The sequence below is a fragment of the Bradyrhizobium neotropicale genome, from assembly GCF_001641695.1.
In the GTDB taxonomy this organism is placed as follows: Bacteria; Pseudomonadota; Alphaproteobacteria; order Rhizobiales; family Xanthobacteraceae; genus Bradyrhizobium; species Bradyrhizobium neotropicale.
Window position 1 is genome coordinate 54447 of the sequence record NZ_LSEF01000064.1, and the last position, 16427, is coordinate 70873.

At 63.4% G+C, this 16427-nt stretch carries 16 protein-coding genes; 3 read left to right on the plus strand and 13 right to left on the minus strand.

Going from position 1 to position 16427, the window contains the following annotated elements; translation table 11 throughout:
- Positions 1–17: 17 nt before the first annotated feature.
- The 9 genes from pdhA to eno all read right to left on the minus strand — a co-directional run bounded on the left by pdhA (position 18) and on the right by eno (position 10652).
- Positions 18–1040 carry a pyruvate dehydrogenase (acetyl-transferring) E1 component subunit alpha gene (gene pdhA, locus AXW67_RS22615; RefSeq protein WP_027550748.1) on the minus strand — a complete coding sequence of 341 codons (1023 nt, stop codon included), beginning with the start codon at positions 1038–1040 and terminating at the stop codon, positions 18–20.
- 170 nt (positions 1041–1210) lie between these two features.
- Positions 1211–2608 (minus strand): glycerophosphodiester phosphodiesterase family protein, encoded by a 1398-nt coding sequence (locus AXW67_RS22620; RefSeq protein WP_245315681.1) that lies wholly within the window; start codon positions 2606–2608, stop codon positions 1211–1213.
- 229 nt (positions 2609–2837) lie between these two features.
- Entirely contained in the window at positions 2838–4355 is a 1518-nt protein-coding gene (gene adh, locus AXW67_RS22625) for an aldehyde dehydrogenase (RefSeq protein ID WP_063679627.1), read from the minus strand.
- A gap of 301 nt (positions 4356–4656) precedes the next feature.
- The gene (locus AXW67_RS22630; protein WP_063679628.1) at positions 4657–5616 is read right to left on the minus strand and encodes a helix-turn-helix domain-containing protein; all 960 of its coding nucleotides are present in this window, start codon (positions 5614–5616) and stop codon (positions 4657–4659) included.
- 209 nt (positions 5617–5825) lie between these two features.
- Positions 5826–6143, minus strand: coding sequence for an FtsB family cell division protein (locus tag AXW67_RS22635; protein ID WP_027550744.1), 318 nt, complete (start codon positions 6141–6143; stop codon positions 5826–5828).
- Between the two features lie 209 nt (positions 6144–6352).
- Positions 6353–6904 carry an NADPH-dependent FMN reductase gene (locus AXW67_RS22640; protein ID WP_027550743.1) on the minus strand — a complete coding sequence of 184 codons (552 nt, stop codon included), beginning with the start codon at positions 6902–6904 and terminating at the stop codon, positions 6353–6355.
- Between the two features lie 183 nt (positions 6905–7087).
- Complete coding sequence (locus AXW67_RS22645) at positions 7088–8083, minus strand: MBL fold metallo-hydrolase (RefSeq protein WP_063679629.1); 996 nt, start codon at positions 8081–8083, stop codon at positions 7088–7090.
- Positions 8084–8195: 112 nt separating this feature from the next.
- Positions 8196–9335 (minus strand): zinc-binding dehydrogenase, encoded by a 1140-nt coding sequence (locus AXW67_RS22650; RefSeq protein WP_063679630.1) that lies wholly within the window; start codon positions 9333–9335, stop codon positions 8196–8198.
- A gap of 33 nt (positions 9336–9368) precedes the next feature.
- Positions 9369–10652, minus strand: a complete 1284-nt coding sequence (eno, locus tag AXW67_RS22655) for a phosphopyruvate hydratase (RefSeq protein ID WP_063679631.1) — start codon at positions 10650–10652, stop codon at positions 9369–9371.
- Between the two features lie 176 nt (positions 10653–10828).
- Between eno and AXW67_RS22660 the strand changes: the two genes are divergently transcribed.
- From AXW67_RS22660 to AXW67_RS22670, 3 genes are all read left to right on the plus strand, one after another.
- Positions 10829–11806 carry a Vgb family protein gene (locus AXW67_RS22660; protein ID WP_063679632.1) on the plus strand — a complete coding sequence of 326 codons (978 nt, stop codon included), beginning with the start codon at positions 10829–10831 and terminating at the stop codon, positions 11804–11806.
- Between the two features lie 147 nt (positions 11807–11953).
- Entirely contained in the window at positions 11954–12415 is a 462-nt protein-coding gene (gene queF / locus AXW67_RS22665; protein ID WP_145927801.1) for a preQ(1) synthase, read from the plus strand.
- 16 nt (positions 12416–12431) lie between these two features.
- Positions 12432–13229: a substrate-binding domain-containing protein gene (locus AXW67_RS22670; RefSeq protein ID WP_063679633.1), complete on the plus strand. Its 798-nt coding sequence runs from the start codon at positions 12432–12434 to the stop codon at positions 13227–13229.
- A gap of 25 nt (positions 13230–13254) precedes the next feature.
- Here the strand turns inward: AXW67_RS22670 and AXW67_RS40710 are convergent, their stop codons facing one another.
- The 4 genes from AXW67_RS40710 to AXW67_RS22690 all read right to left on the minus strand — a co-directional run bounded on the left by AXW67_RS40710 (position 13255) and on the right by AXW67_RS22690 (position 16286).
- Positions 13255–13749 (minus strand): GNAT family N-acetyltransferase, encoded by a 495-nt coding sequence (locus AXW67_RS40710; protein ID WP_082907982.1) that lies wholly within the window; start codon positions 13747–13749, stop codon positions 13255–13257.
- Positions 13750–13773: 24 nt separating this feature from the next.
- Positions 13774–14985: an MFS transporter gene (locus tag AXW67_RS22680; protein ID WP_027550735.1), complete on the minus strand. Its 1212-nt coding sequence runs from the start codon at positions 14983–14985 to the stop codon at positions 13774–13776.
- A complete protein-coding gene (kdsA, locus tag AXW67_RS22685) occupies positions 14985–15836 on the minus strand; it encodes a 3-deoxy-8-phosphooctulonate synthase (protein WP_063679635.1) in 852 nt (283 codons plus the stop codon). Before kdsA ends, AXW67_RS22680 begins: the two co-directional genes overlap by 1 nt.
- A gap of 123 nt (positions 15837–15959) precedes the next feature.
- A complete protein-coding gene (locus tag AXW67_RS22690; protein ID WP_027550733.1) occupies positions 15960–16286 on the minus strand; it encodes an NIPSNAP family protein in 327 nt (108 codons plus the stop codon).
- Positions 16287–16427: the final 141 nt, after the last annotated feature.

Below are 16427 nucleotides of genomic sequence, written 5' to 3' on the forward strand. Positions count from 1 at the left end.
AGAAAGCTTGCGCGCGTTCAGCGATAAACGTCGGTCCAGAGCTCGGACGCATCCGGCTCGGGATCATGCTGGGCAAAGTCGGCAGAGGCGTTGACGATGTCGCGAACCTCGGCATCGATCGCCTTGAGATCCTGTTCGCTCACCTTCGCCGCGAGCAGGCGGTTACGCACCTGCTCGATCGGGTCCTGGTCATGACGGACCTTCTCGACCTCCTCCCGCGTGCGGTATTTTGCGGGATCGGACATCGAGTGGCCGCGATAGCGGTAGGTCTGCATTTCCAGGATGACCGGGCCCTTGCCCGCGCGACACCAGGCGACCGCCTCGTCGGCGGCGGCCTTCACTGCGCGGACGTCCATGCCGTCGACCTGATGACCGGGGATGTTGAAGGAGAGACCGCGCTTGGAAAAATCCTGCTGCGCCGAGGCGCGCGAAACCGCCGTACCCATGGCGTAGCGGTTGTTCTCGATGACGAAGATCACCGGCAGCTTCCAGAGCTCCGCCATGTTAAAGCTCTCATAGACTTGGCCCTGATTGGCCGCGCCGTCGCCGAAATAGGTGACGGCGACGTTGTCATTGCCGCGATAGTGATTGGCGAAGGCGAGCCCGGCGCCGAGCGAAACCTGGGCGCCGACGATGCCGTGGCCGCCGTAAAACTTCTTCTCCACGCTGAACATATGCATGGAGCCGCCCTTGCCCTTGGAATAACCACCGCGACGTCCAGTGAGCTCGGCCATCACGCCGTTGGCTTCCATGCCGGTGGCGAGCATGTGGCCGTGGTCGCGGTAGCCGGTGATGACCTGATCGCCCTCTTTCAGGGCCATCTGCATGCCGACCACCACGGCCTCCTGGCCGATATAGAGATGGCAGAACCCGCCGATCGCACCCATGCCGTAGAGCTGGCCGGCTTTCTCCTCGAACCGCCGAATCAGGAGCATGTCGCGGAGCGCCTTGAGCTCCTGCTCCTTGGTGAATTCCGGGGGCGAGCCGCCGTTGGTCTTGTCTTGTGGAGCGCTTGCGGCGGCTTTCTTGGGTGCGGCCATGGGAATTCCGGGTCAGAGAAAACTTCAGCCCTCTCTAACCCAAGTCAAACGCGTGTGAAAGCGCTGGGGTGCCATGCCACGACTTTCATTATGCCGCACTGCAACGTGGCCGAAATATTGCAAAATCTTTGCCACCGATCAGGCAACATTTGCTCGCCGCGAAGCCGGCCTCACCAGCCCAGCTCGCGCAGATAGGCTGCGCGGGCGCCAACTCCGGTATGCGTGAAGTCGGTAAACACCCCATCGACGCCGAGACGGAAGAACTTGAGATATTCCAGGCTTGGATCGCCGTGATAGTCCGCAGCCAGATATTTCTTCTCGTTCCGGAACGTGAAGACATGCACGAACAGGCCGAGCTTGTGCGCGTCGGCAACGAGGCTGGTTGCTTCCTGCGTCGATGCCTCAGGCGTCGATCCCTTGAAGGGCGTGCCATCGGCGTTGCTGTCCCTCCAGGGAGAGATCTTGAGCGGAACGATGTAAGCCTTCCACGGACCAATGCCGTCGGCATAGGTCTTGATCTCCGCGAGGCCCTCGGGGGTTAGCATCGCATCATACAAGCGTTGGTCACCCGAAACGGTCCAGTCGAACGGACGCGAATTGGTGATGTTGTTGAGGAGCACCTTACCCGTCTTGAAGTCGATACCGTTGCCATCGATGAGCTGGACCTGCCGCGTCTCCAGGCCATGGCTGCGCATGTATTTCAGGCTGCCGGGCTCGAAGCTCTGCACAAAGATGGGAGCGTCCTTCGCATTGAGGCCGTTGTCCTTGATGATCTTGATCAGGGCATCCTCGAGCGGGTGGCTGCCGGGCGCGCCACAGCCATTTGCGATCGCCTGCGCATTGTTCCAGGTCGGATTCTTGGTTTCCGGATAGACGGCGATGGGACGCCCCGTCTCCTTGCTCTTGGCCTTGGCGATGTCGATGACGTCCTGAAAGCTGATGATCGGGAACTTGCCGTTGAATATCTTCGGCCTTTCGTTGGCCGCATCATAGGCGGTGCCGGCGATCCAGTCCTTCAGCTCGGCCATGGTGAAGTCGGTGATCGACCAATCATTGGTATGATCTTCGCCGTCCACGATCAGCGATTTCAGCACCGATTTGGGGTCGGCCGGATCGGTGAGATCAGTGAGGTATTCAGCAGGCCCGCTGGTGGGAGACTGGGCCCATTTCACTTTGACCTTCACACCAGGCACCGTGCGCTTGCGGGCCGCAACCACCGCATTGGTTTTCGCCACCTCGGCAATGTTGGTATTGTCACTCAGCCACGGGTTGTGACGTGCGACCAATACGCAATCCCTGGTCAGGTGCAGGTCCTCTTCGAGCGCGTCGGTCCCGAGGGCTGCGGCAAGGTCATACGATGCCTCGGTCTCTTCAGCCACCAGCCCCGGCACGCCGCGATGCCCGAGGATCAGTGGCGGCTTTCCGTCAAGGGTCAGGAAGTGCTTGGCGCCGGCGGGAGTCGACCCGGTCTGTGCGAAGGTTATCGATTGCGGGAAGAACGCCAAGGCTGCCGCGCCGAGCATCATCGCTCCAGCACGCATCTTCCGCCGTGAACGACTGTTCTTCATGACAAGCCTCCGTCATTTGGCGAGCATCGCTTCGAATGCCACAAGGGCCGAACCGAATAGTGTCGGCGCTTCTTGTCTCAATTCTCTGACAGATGGATGACGGCAGGCCGGTTAGACAAAAGCTCCCGAGATGCAGGGGACAAGTGCGGATTGGAGAACGCTTCCAGGCGTCCGCGCCTTCGCATTGGGCGGAACGGGCGGCGCGAGGTTGCGCCGCCCTCTCCGCCGATCAGAAGAAGCCGAGCTTCTTCGGGCTGTAGCTGACCAGGAGGTTCTTGGTCTGCTGATAGTGATCGAGCATCATCTTGTGGGTCTCGCGTCCCACGCCCGATTGCTTGTAGCCGCCGAACGCCGCGTGCGCAGGATAGGCGTGGTAGCAGTTGGTCCAGACCCGGCCCGCCTGGATGGCACGACCGAAGCGGTAGCAGCGATTGGCATCGCGGCTCCAGACGCCGGCACCGAGGCCATAGAGCGTGTCGTTGGCGATCGCGAGTGCCTCATCGTCGGTCTTGAAGGTCGTGACCGAAACCACGGGTCCGAAGATCTCCTCCTGGAAGATCCGCATCTTATTGTGGCCCTCGAACACGGTCGGCTGAACATAGAAGCCGCCGGCCAGATCGCCGCTCAGGCTCGCGCGCCCGCCGCCGGCCAGGACCTTCGCGCCTTCTTTCCTGCCGATGTCGATATAGGACAGAATTTTCTCCAGCTGCTCACCGGAGGCCTGGGCGCCGATCATGGTGTCGGCCTCGCGCGGATCGCCCTGCTTGATGGCGGCGACGCGCTTCAGCGCCCGCTCCATGAAGCGGTCGTAGATGTCCTCGTGAACCAGCGCGCGGCTCGGACAGGTGCAGACCTCGCCCTGGTTCAACGCAAACATGACGAAGCCTTCGATCGCCTTGTCGAAGAAGTCGTCATCTTCCGCCGTGACGTCCTTGAAGAAGATGTTCGGCGACTTGCCGCCGAGCTCGAGCGTGACGGGAATGAGGTTCTGGCTGGCATATTGCATAATCAGGCGGCCCGTCGAGGTCTCACCGGTGAAGGCGACCTTGGCGATCCGCGGGCTCGAGGCGAGCGGCTTGCCGGCCTCGATACCGAAACCGTTGACGATGTTGAGGACGCCGGGCGGCAAGAGATCACCGACGATCTCGGCCCAGACCATGATCGAGGCCGGTGTCTGCTCGGCGGGCTTGAGCACCACGCAATTGCCGGCGGCGAGCGCAGGCGCAAGCTTCCAACACGCCATCAGCAGCGGGAAATTCCAGGGAATGATCTGACCGACCACGCCGAGCGGTTCATGGAAATGGTAGGCGATGGTGTCGTGATCGATCTCGCCGATCGAACCTTCCTGGCCGCGCACGACGCCGGCGAAATAGCGGAAGTGATCGATCGCGAGCGGCAGGTCGGCGGCACGGGTTTCGCGGATCGGCTTGCCGTTGTCCCAGGTCTCGGCAATCGCAAGGCGCTCCAGATTCTCTTCCATGCGGTCCGCTATCTTGTTCAGGATCGCGGCACGCTCGGCGACGCTGGTGCGTCCCCAGGCGGCCTTGGCGGCGTGCGCGGCGTCGAGCGCGGCCTCGACGTCCTGATGGTCGGAGCGCGCGATCTTGCAGACGATCTGGCCATTCACCGGCGAGGCATTGTCGAAGTATTTGCCGGAGATCGGCGCAACAAACTTGCCGCCGATGAAATTGTCATAGCGTGCGGCGAACGGAACTTGGGTGACGTTGAGGAATTCCACCTTGTTCATTGATCACTCCCGATGTTGCTGTTTGCGCAATTCGTCGCGTGCGTTTGCGCCTGTGCGACTTGCGCCAACGATGTCGCGGGAGTGTTTTTCTGTCAGCCCGGGCGGAAGCGATGGTCAGACCGACCTGTCGCAGTTCTGCGACAGCTGACGCGGCCACCACGCATTCCGACCTCATCCTGAGGGAGAGCGCTCGCGCCGCACCGTCATTGCGAGCGTAGCGAAGCAATCCAGAGTCCCTCCGCGGAAAGATTCTGGATTGCTTCGCTACGCTCGCAACGACGATTGAGAAAAAAATCGAAGCTCAGTGCTTCAGCTCAAAACGCTTGAGCTTCCTGTGCAGCGTGGCGCGGCTGACGCCGAGGGCCTTGGCGGCGGCCGAAACATTGCCGCCTGCGCGCAAGAGCGCCCGCTGCAACACCGCACGCTGACCGCCGGCAAGGTGATCGTGCGCTGCATCGCCGCCGAGAAGATCGGCCGCAGGCACCGGCTGCAATGGGCGCCCGGGCGCGATCCCGAGTCCCACCCGGGCGGACCGGGTCGCGCCTATCACGAGATCATCCGCATCGACCGCGACAAGGCCACTGCATTGGCCGTCCGATGCAGGCGTCAGCACGATGCGGGCATGGGCAAAGGCGCGGCGAAACAGATCGGCTTCGATACGCTTTGCGGCTTCGCCAGCCGCAAGCGCGATCAGACTGGAGAAGGCGTCGGTCCGGTCGGCGCGGCAGGAGGAGACGTCGAGCACACCGGCAAGCATCCCGTCATGGTCGTAGATCGGAACGGCCGTGCAACTCAGCAGCGTGTTGCGGGTGAAGAAGTGCTGGTCGCGGTCGATCGTCAGCGGCCGCTGCTCGACGAGGCAGGTGCCGATGCCGTTGGTGCCCTCGTGCTCCTCGCTCCACAGCGCGCCGGTCCACAGGCCCCAGGATTGAAATGTCGCGTCGTCAGCCGGGGTGCCGCGACGATCGACCGGAACGCCCTCGCCGTCGGCGAGCAGCACACAGCAGCCGGCCGCGCCGACCGCCTGATAGAGCCGGTCCATCGCCCCCTGCGCGGCAGCCAGAAGCGGCGCGATGCGTTCACGCGCCTCGCGCAGTTCTGCTTCGCTCAGCCGCAGCGGCAGGTTGCGGCCGGCAGGATCCAGATGATGCAGTCGGGACGACCGGCGCCACGAGGCCACCAGCGCGGAACGCGCCGCCTGGCCTGACGTGATGGCGGCCTCAACGCGGGCCGCGTGATGCCGGGACATTGGCCCATTCATCACTGGTTTCCTCCGGGAAGCAGTCTAGGCGGTACCCGCACGGCCCAGTTGATCTGCGTCAACTTTAGGCAACCCTGCGCTCGGCCAAGCCATGCCCCCGTCACCGCGCTGCCGTCAAGGCGGCAATCTGGCCGCGGTCCTACAAATTTCAGTGCGATGGCAGCCACGCCGCGAGGTTTCGGCGCCGGTTTCGGAAGCTTCGGAAAGCGTCAGTTCGTCGGGTTCATCCGAACCAGATCATGCGGATTGGCGTAGTCGAGCTGAAAGCGCGCCCGCTCGTCCAGCATGTCGGGATCGAGCTTTTGCGAGCGGAGCAGCGACACCCGCTGCTCGCTCCTGGTGCGCTCGCGCTTGAGCTGCGCCAGCTCGCTGGTCAGCGCGATGATCTCCTGGTCGAGTTCCTGGCGCGCGTTCAGGCCGTATTTGCCGGTATAAGCGTTGATGCCGAAATAACCGACGATCGCGGCGGCCATCGTGTAGAGGGCAAGGCCGGTCAGGATCGATTTGAGGCGCGCACGGGTGACCATGTCCGTCAAGATGGGACAGGTTGGTTAAGGGAGTGCTAATTCCCTGCCCCCCGCCCCGACGACGCTGGCAGACCCTCATGGTGAGGCGGCGCGCAAGCGCCGTCTCGAACCATGAAGGCCCTGGTGTTTCCCGCGGCCATCCTTCGAGACGGCCGCTACGCGGCCTCCTCAGGATGAGGACCTCCGGTGTGTTCCGAAGGGTAGACGGATCAGCCCTGGTTCTTCGCCACGTGTGCGGCGAAGGCGTCGATGTACTGCTGCAACACGGTCTTCAGGGAGTCCTTGGTCAGGTTGCCCGCGGCGTCGAAGGCGTCGCCGACGCCGTTCAGGTAGATCTCCGGCTGCTGCAGGATCGGGCCGGCAATACCGGGCAGGATGTTCTGGAGATGCTTGGCCGCGCTGACGCCGCCGAGCGGGCCCGGCGAGTTGGAGATGATGCCGACCGGCTTGCCGTTGAAGGAGCTCTTGCCATACGGCCGCGAGGCGACATCGATGGCGTTCTTCAGCACGCCCGGGATCGAGCGATTGTATTCGGGGGTGATGAACAGCACGCCGTTCGACTTCTGGAGTTTTTCACGGAAGGCGAGCCAGTCGGCTGGCGGCGCGCCCTCGAGGTCCTGGTTGAAGAAGGAGATGCCCGCGGGCGTCACCACTTCAAGAGAGAGCGAGCTCGGGGCAAGCTTTGCGAGAGCATTGGCGATCTTGATCGAGAAGCCCTCTTTGCGCAGGCTGCCGACGAGCGTGACGATGTGATAGGCCATGGGTTGTCCTTGAACCTCTAAGCGGGAAACGGGCCCGCGCACTTAATCCACCTCCTCGGGAGGATGCAAGTGCATGAACCGTTCCGATTTGGAAACGCTGCGTTCGCGGAAATGAACCGTCTCCCAAAAGCAATCAGGCCGCCAAGAGGCGGCCCGATCTTTCGTGCAAATCTCCAACCGGGATCAGATCGTCGGATTCCAGGCCGACGGGATCAGGCGATATTTGGCACCGTCCTTCTCGACATGGCCGACCGAGGGGAAGGTGAAGTGGAAGCCGACCACGGTCGCCTTCTCTGCCGCCGCCATGTCGTAAAACTTGTGGCGGGTCTCCTGCGCCAGAGCGCCGTCGGTGTCGAACGCCACGTGCCAGTCCGGATTGCGCAGAAAGAGTTCCGGGATGTTGGTGACGTCGGACTGGATCAATACCTTGGAATTGCCCGAGGCCACCGCGAACGAGGTGTGACCGGGCGTGTGGCCGGGCGTCGCGATCGAGGTGATGCCGGGCGCGAGCTCCTTGCCCCAGTCGAACTTCGTCACCTTGGACTCGAGGCCGGCGAACGTCTTCTTCACGTTGGCGAAGTAGTTCTTCATCATGTCGCTGGAGGCCTTGCCCGCGTTCTCCTCGCTGGCCCAGAACTCCCAGTCCTTCACCGGCACCATGATCTCGGCATTCGGGAAGGCGAGCGAGCCGTCGGCCAGGCGGATGCCGTTGGTGTGGTCGGGATGCAGATGCGACAGCAGCACGATGTCGATGCCCTTCGGATCGACGCCGGCGGCCGCGAGGTTTTGCAGGGTGCGGCCGACCGCGCCCTTGCTCGCCTCGAAGTTCGCCACGCCGTTGCCGCTGTCGATCAGCACCAGCTTTGAGCCGGTGTTGATGAGCTGCGGATTGAACGGCACCGTGACCATGCCCTTCGGCATGTAGGCGGCGTCGGCGGCGGCGAGCGCCTCCTCCTTCGGGATGTTGACGACGAACTTGTCGGGCATCGGGAAGCTGCGCGCCCCGTCATTGATCGAGGTGCATTCGTAGTTGCCGACCTTGTAGCGGTAGAAGCCCGGAGCCTGCGTCCCGTTCTGCGGCACTGCGGCATTGGCGATGGTCGGTCGGAGGCCGGTCACGGCGGCCGCGCCGATGGCTGCCGCGCCCGCGAGCAAATGGCGGCGATTCAGATCAGTCATGGAAGAGTCCCCTTCTCTGCGTGCGGTTGCGCCCCGCATTCAATTGCGGCGCGAATGTTCTCCCGCTTCGCTCAGAAGGCAAGACCTTCTTTGGGCGACGTGCCGGCACACATCACGAAGATTTATTTGGGTTGATGAGGAATTTTTCGCCGGTGGCACGTTTGGCGTACGCCGCGATGTTGGCCGGATCCAGCGCCTCCTGGAGCGAGACCACCTTGGTGTAGTGGCTGGCAAAGGTCGTCTTCAATTCGTCGACCACACGCTGGCGCAGCTTGGCGGCATCGGCCTGCCCGATCTTCATCAGGAACGGAAACAGCAGCCAGCCGCCGACGCCCCAGGCCATGCCGAAGCCGCGCGGAAGTTCGATCGGGCGCGTGTCGAGCGCGCCATAGACATAAACCTGCTTGTGTACATTAGAGCCGTAGCGGCTGTACTCCTTCGCGGTCTTGTTGATCGCTGCTTCCATGCAATTGAGGATGTCGCCGGCGAGCTTGCCGCCGCCGATGGCGTCGAAGGCGATGGTGGCGCCGGTCTCGACCAGCGCGTCGGTGAGATCGCCGAGAAAGTTCGGTGCGGTGGAGTCGACGACGTATTTGGCGCCGATCTTCGTCAAAATGTCCGCCTGCTCCTTGCTGCGCACGATATTGACGAGCGGGACGCCGTCCTTGATGCAGATCTTGTTCAACATCTGCCCGAGATTGGAGGCCGCCGCGGTGTGCACCAGCGCCTTGTGGCCCTCGCGCCGCATGGTCTCGGTCATGCCGAGCGATGTGAGCGGATTGACGAAGCAGGACGCGCCGTCGGCAGGTGTGGCGCCGGCCGGCAGCGGCAGGCACTCCCTCACCTTCAGCGTGCGGTATTGCGCATACATTGCGCCGCCGATCATCGCCACCGTCTTGCCCATCAGCGCCTTCGCGGCATCCGATGAGCCCGTCTTGATCACGACGCCGGCGCCTTCGTTGCCGACCGGCAGCGACTCGTCGAGTCGGCCTGCCATCGCCCGCATCGCGGCTGCCGGCACCTGCGCGGTGATGACGGGCGACGCTTTGCTGCCCGACGCCTTGGCCGTGCTCATGTCGGCGGCGCCGACGAGCAGGCCGAGGTCCGACGGGTTGATCGGCGTCGCCTCGACGCGGACGACGACCTCGTCCGCGGCGGGTTCGGGGGTCGGCACGTCGACCAGCGAGATTTCGAGCTCACCGCTCGCCTTGATCAGCGAACGCAGTTGCAGTCCGGTCTTGCCATCGCTCATGTCTATCCTCCCCTGTTCTGTCAAAGCGCCGGCTTATGCCAGCGCCTTCAATGCCGCCTTGCCGGCATACAGCGCCTGCTTGCCGAGTTGCTGCTCGATGCGCAGAAGCTGATTGTATTTGGCGGTCCGGTCGGAACGCGCAAGGGAGCCGGTCTTGATCTGCCCGCAATTGGTGGCAACGGCGAGATCGGCGATGGTGGAATCCTCGGTCTCGCCGGAGCGGTGCGACATCACCGATGTGTAGCCCGCCTTGTGCGCCATCTCGACGGCGGCGAGCGTCTCGGTCAGCGTGCCGATCTGATTGACCTTGATCAGGATCGAGTTGGCACGGCCGGCCTTGATGCCTTCCGACAGGCGCTTGACGTTGGTGACGAAGAGATCGTCGCCGACGAGCTGGCATTTCTTGCCGATGAGGTCGGTGAGCTCCTTCCAGCCGTCCATGTCGTCTTCCGACATGCCGTCCTCGATGGTGACGATCGGATAGCGCGAGACGAGATCGGCGAGATATTTGGCCTGCTCGGACACCGAGCGGGTCTTGCCCTCGCCCTCATAGACGTACTTGCCGTCCTTGAAGAACTCGGTCGAGGCGCAGTCGAGGCCGAGCACGACGTCGGAGCCAGCCTTGAAGCCAGCCTTGCCGATCGCATTCATGACGAATTCGAGCGCGGCATCGGCCGACGGCAGATTCGGCGCGAAGCCGCCCTCATCGCCGACATTGGTGTTGTGACCGGCCTTCTTCAGCTCGGACTTCAGAGTGTGGAAGACTTCCGCGCCGTAGCGCAGGCCTTCCGCAAAGGACGAGGCGCCGACCGGCAGGATCATAAATTCCTGGAAGTCGATCGGGTTGTCGGCATGCACGCCGCCATTGATGATGTTCATCATCGGCACCGGCAAGAGCCGCGCCGAGGTGCCGCCGACATAGCGGTAGAGCGGCATGTCGAGCGATTGCGCGGCCGCCTTGGCGCAGGCGAGCGAGACGCCGAGGATGGCGTTGGCGCCAAGCCGGCTCTTGTTCGGCGTGCCATCGAGATCGATCATGATCTGGTCGACCTGGACCTGGTGCTCGACATCGATGCCGCTCAAGGCCTCGAAGATCTCGCCGTTGACGGCGCCGACCGCCTTGGAGACACCCCTGCCGAGATAGCGGGCCTTGTCGCCGTCGCGTAGTTCCACCGCCTCATGGGCGCCGGTGGAGGCGCCAGACGGCACGGCGGCGCGGCCGAGCGAGCCGTCTTCCAGCACGACGTCGACCTCCACGGTGGGATTGCCACGGCTGTCCAGGATTTCGCGGCCGATGATGTCGACAATGGCGGTCATGATGTGCACTTCCGTTCGTTGGAGCTGATCGGTTCGCCGCGCGTCTTACACGGAGCGCAAGCAAATGTGAACGCTTGGGCGAGCCGCTTCGACTGACGCGTGAAGCGCCTCAGATTAAGCTCGACGTCGCCTGATCTGCGCGTCCAACCTCAATCTGAAACAGTCGGGGTAACGCCATGAATCGCCGCCAGTTTCTCGCCTCGAGCACCGCCCTCCTCGCGGTCCGCCCAAGTTTTGCCCAAGAGGGCCCGTTCCGGACAAAATATTTCCCGATCAGTCCCGGCATCGGCCTGCACGACCTCACGCCCGCCGCCGACGGCACCGTGTGGTTCACCGCGCAGGGCAAGGGCATGCTGGGCAGGCTCGATCCCAAGAGCGGCACCTTCAAGACGGTCAGTCTCGGCCAGGGGGCCGCGCCGCATGGCGTCACGATCGGTCCCGATGGCGCTCCCTGGATCACCGAGGGCGGCCAGAATGCGATCGCGCGCGTCGACCCAGGCGACCTCAAGGTCACGCTGTTCCGCCTGCCCGAGAAATTCGCCTACGCCAATCTCAACACCGGCGTGTTCGACAAGACCGGGATCTACTGGTTCACCGGACAGTCCGGCTATTACGGCCGCCTCGCGCCGAAGTCGGGCGAGATGAGCGTGTTCAAGGCGCCGAAAGGCGTCGGCCCCTACGGGATCGCGGTGACCCCCAAGGGCGACATCTGGTACGCCTCCCTCGCCGGCAGCTATATTGCAAGGATCGATCCTGCGAGCGGCAATGCGGCTGTCGTCGAGCCGCCGACGCCGAACCAGGGGTCGCGGCGAGTCTGGTCGGATTCGAAAAGCCGGCTCTGGGTCAGCGAGTGGAACAGCGGGCATGTGTCGGTGCACGATCCAGCCGATGGCTCCTGGAAGACTTGGAAGCTGCCGGGCGAGCGCCCCCGCGCCTACGCGGTCTATGTCGACGACAAGGACAAGGTCTGGCTGACCGACTTCTCGGCCAATGCGATCGTCCGGTTTGATCCTGTGACCGAGCAGTTCAACGTGTTCGCCAGCGACAAGGCGAATGCCAATGTCCGCCAGCTCGACGGACGGCCGGGCGAGCTCTGGGGCTGCGAATCCGGCAACGACCGGATCGTCATGATCCAGACGATCACCGCCGGTTGACGGCGGCGGCATTTGCGTCCATCCCGGCATCCTCTAGAGCGCGATCTTATCGCGCTCTAGCTCTTTTTGATTGAGCATGATCTTTCGGAAAACCGGTGCCCACTTTGCGCTAACGCGGCCCTCCGGGTCCGGATCATGCTCCAAAGGATGCAGACGATGGCGAAAAAATCCCTCCAGCTCGGCCGTGCGGTCGAATGGCCACACACACCGGAAGAAGCCCAGCTCGACCGCGTGCCCAATCCGCAAAAGGGCACGGATTATCTGGTGCGGTTCACCGTGCCGGAATTCACCTCGCTCTGCCCGGTCACGGGCCAGCCGGATTTCGCGCATCTGATGATCGACTACGCACCGGGCCAATGGCTGCTGGAGTCGAAATCGCTGAAACTCTACATCGCAAGCTTCCGCAATCACGGCGCCTTCCACGAGGATTGCACCGTGATGATCGGCAAGCGCATCGCCGCCGAGATCAAGCCGAAATGGTTGCGCATCGGCGGCTACTGGTATCCGCGCGGCGGCATCCCGATCGACGTGTTCTGGCAGACCGGCCGCGTCCCGAAGGGCCTCTGGGTGCCGGAGCAAGGCGTGGCACCCTATCGCGGGCGGGGTTAGCTGGAGACGAATGACCATGAAATCAATATCCGCAACATTCCGCGGCCTTGCTTTGGGCCTTCTAGGCGTGGTGTCGCTGGCCGGCGCGTCCGACGCAGCCGAGGTTCGGGTGATGATTTCGGGCGGACTGACGGCGGCCTATCAGGCACTCGTGCCGGAGTTCGAGAAGGCCACCGGCAACAAGGTGCTGACGTCGTTCGGACCATCGATGGGCACCACCACCAATGCGATCCCGGTTCGGCTCGAGCGCGGCGAGCCGGTCGATGTCCTGATCATGGTGGGCTATGCACTCGCCGACCTCGCCAACAAGGGCAAGGTCGTTGCCGGCAGCCAGGTCGACCTGACCAGATCGCCGATCGGGATTGCCGTGAAATCGGGCGCGCCGAAGCCGGATATCAGTTCGGCCGAGGCGGTCAAGCGCGCGCTGCTTGCGGCAAAAACGATCGCCTATTCCGATAGCGCCAGCGGCGTCTACGTCTCGACCGAGATGTTTGAAAAGCTCGGCATAGCCGAAATCATGAAGGACAAGGCGCGAAAGATTCCGGCAACTCCGGTCGGCGAGATCGTCGCTCGCGGCGAGGCCGAACTCGGCTTTCAGCAAATCAGCGAACTGAAGCCCGTCCAGGGCATCGATATCGTGGGACCGCTGCCGAATGAATTGCAGAAGATCACGGTCTTCTCAGCCGGGATCGCGACCGTTTCCAAAGAACCTGAAGCTGGTCGGGCCTTGATTAAGTTCCTCGCCTCCCCCGCCGCCCGCGACGCGATCATCTCGAGCGGTATGGAGCCGATCTCGGCTGGTGGAACGAAGTAACGGCGACCATGCTCGTCACGCGATACTACGACAAGCTGGCGGCAAGGTAGCGCACGGTTTTCGAGCCATCTTCGATGGCTGCTCTTCCAACTTCGGCAAATCCAAGAGCTGCATGAAATCTGTCCGATACCGGGTTCGGCGGATCGAGGTTCACCTCGCAAACGACGCGGCTATGCCCAAGCTCCACCGCCCGCTTCAACAGATGGGCGTAGAGCAAGCGGCCCATACCACGGCGTCGATGCTCCTCGGCAACGATAACCCGATCAACATACAGAAATTTGTCGAACCGATCGCGAAACCAAAGGAAGTGACCACCGTCGTAACAGTCGGATTGCTCAAATGCCAGTAGAAGTGCGGCGGCGGGTCGAACGACCAGCGCCAGTCTTGCGCAGCCGATCAATTGGTCTAACCGCTCCGGCGTGAGCAATGAAGTCTCTCGTGCGCTCGCATTGTTCAGGCGCAGTAGCGCATCTCTCCCCGACACGCCGTGAAGGCCTTCGATCTCAAATCCTTCCGACATTGGTACTTTCGAACCCTCGGCTGTTCAAACGCGCGCGTCGGACGGTGCACGCGGCTTGAGCAGACTGGCGCAGACGAGGCCAAGCACCACCATGATCACCGCGCTCGCGACCAGGGTCGGCGCCTTGCCGGCATGAGCAAGGCCGCCCCCATAGGCGAGCGGGCCGATGGTCTGCCCCATGAAGAAGAAAAACGAGTGCAGCGACATCGCTGTCGCCCGCGCCTCGACCGACAACTCGCTGGCAAACACCTGCAAGCAGCCATGGATCATGTAGAAACCCCAGCCCATCAGCAGCATGATGACGAATTGCAGCTTCCAGCCAGGACCAAGAGCGAGCAAGGCGAGTTGGAGCGCGACGAGGCTGGCTCCCGCGATCATCATGCCCTTGACGCCGAGCAGCGGCAGGAAGCGCGATACCGTGAAAGTATAGAACAGCCCGCCGACTGCAAACCCTGCGATCACGATACCGGCGATCGACAGCGAGGTCTCGCCGAGATCGAACAGCAAGGCGGCGATGAAGGGAAACAGGCCGAACACGCAGCAGCCCTCGACGAATACGGCCGAGTAGCAATAGCGCGCGTTGGGATTGGCGAGGATGGTGCGGTAGCCCTGCCGCAACGTCTTCAGGTCGGTCTTGGGCGGCGCAGTCAGCGCGGTACCGCGAAAGCCCGCCGCGACTGCGACGGCCGCGATCAGGCCGAGCGCACCGATGATCACAAGGACGCCGCGCCAACCGATGAGATCGCCGATGATGCCGGCGGCAGTCGCGCCGAGCAGATTGCCGGTCATCGAACCCGCCAACGTGCGCCCGATCGCGACCTGCCGCTTAGCCGGCGCGACAAGGTCGGCGGTCAGGCCGAGCGCAACCGGAAACACGCCGCCCGCGGCAATGCCGGCTAGGATGCGGCTCGCGAACAGGCCCGAGAAGGAGGTGGAGAGCGCGCCCAGAATGCAGGCAACGCCGAGCAGCGCCAGGCACATCGTCATCAGCCGCGCCTTGCCGAACAGATCGGCTGCCGCGCCGATCACCGGCTGAATCAGCGCGTAGATCAGGGCATAGCCGGCGGCGATGCTCGCGGCCGTGGTGATGCTGATCGCAAATTCCTCCGCAATATGCGGCAGCACGGGATCGAGCGCACGCGTCGACAGCGCGGCCGAGAAGCTGGCGAGCGCGATGATATTGATCGCGGGCGGAAACTTCTGGTCGGACGGCGGCCTGGCCACAGGCTCATGCATTAGCGCGCTGGGCCCTTTGCGATCGCGTCAAACGCCATCAGCGTGCGGATCAGGCCTTCGAACTCGCGCAGCGGCACCATGTTGGGCCCGTCCGAAGGCGCGTGGTCGGGATCGGGATGGGTCTCGATGAAGACGCCGGCGACGCCGACCGCCACCGCTGCGCGCGCCAACACCGGCACGAATTCGCGTTCGCCGCCCGACGAGGTTCCCTTCCCGCCCGGCTGCTGCACCGAATGGGTGGCGTCGAAGATCACCGGCGCACCGGTTGTGCGCGCCAGGATCGGCAGCGCGCGCATGTCGGAGACGAGCGTGTTGTAGCCGAAGGATGCGCCGCGCTCGGTGACGAGCACGTTGGGATTGTTTGCGCTCGTGATCTTGGTCACGACATTGGCCATGTCCCAAGGCGCTAGGAACTGGCCCTTCTTGACGTTGACGACCTTGCCGGTCGCGGCGGCGGCAAGGAGAAGATCGGTCTGCCGGCACAGGAAGGCCGGGATCTGCAGAATGTCGACCGCCTGCGCGACCTCGGCGCATTGCGTGGCCTCGTGCACATCGGTCAGCACCGGCAGGCCGAGCGAAGAACGGATCTCGGCGAAGATCGGCAGCGACTGTGCAAGCCCGAGGCCGCGCGCAGCGGATGCGCTGGTGCGGTTGGCCTTGTCGAAGGAGGTCTTGTAGACGAGGCCGGCCTTCAGCCGCGCGGCGACCTCCTTCAACGCAGAGGCCACTTCGAGCGCGTGCTGTCGACTTTCGAGCTGGCACGGCCCGGCAATGATCGAGATCGGCAGATCATTGCCGAATTTGACCGTGCCAATGCTGACGACCGGCGCTGCTGACGTTGAAGAGCTCAAGGCGAATTTCCCCTCGTTTCGGCGCGACCATAGCGGCGATGAGGGTCCGATCAACCCTATTCGGCCCCGAGCCGGTCGAATATCAGGGTTGCGCCCGGGCTGCGCGCGCCGGCAGGCCCGAGGTCACTTCACCGTCGAGAAGGCGGTCGGCGTCAGGAGCTGGCTGACAATGTTAGCGACGATCTGGCCGTCCGCTTCCGATTTTGCCCGCGCATCGAGCCAGTCCGGATCGGTCATGAACGCGCCCCACTTCTTCTCGCGCTCGGCCAGCGACTCCCAGGCCAGGAAATAGGTCAATTCCTGATTGGATTCGCCGATCAGCGTGGTGAAGAAGCCGGCCTGGCGGATGCCGTGCTTTTCCCACAGCTTCAGCGTGACCGTCTCGAACCGCTTGAGCAGCGCCGGCAGGCGGCCGGGCACGCAGCGATACTGACGCATTTCATAGATCATTCTGGTTCCTCCCTGATCAGGTCCGGCGGTTATAACGGCCGGCCATGTCGCTGTCTTGAGCCCCATCCGGCCGCCCCGGCGGCGTTCCGCGCATGGCTGGCGGCCCGCTGCGGTGACTTCGTCGCAGCCAGTTCCCGCAAT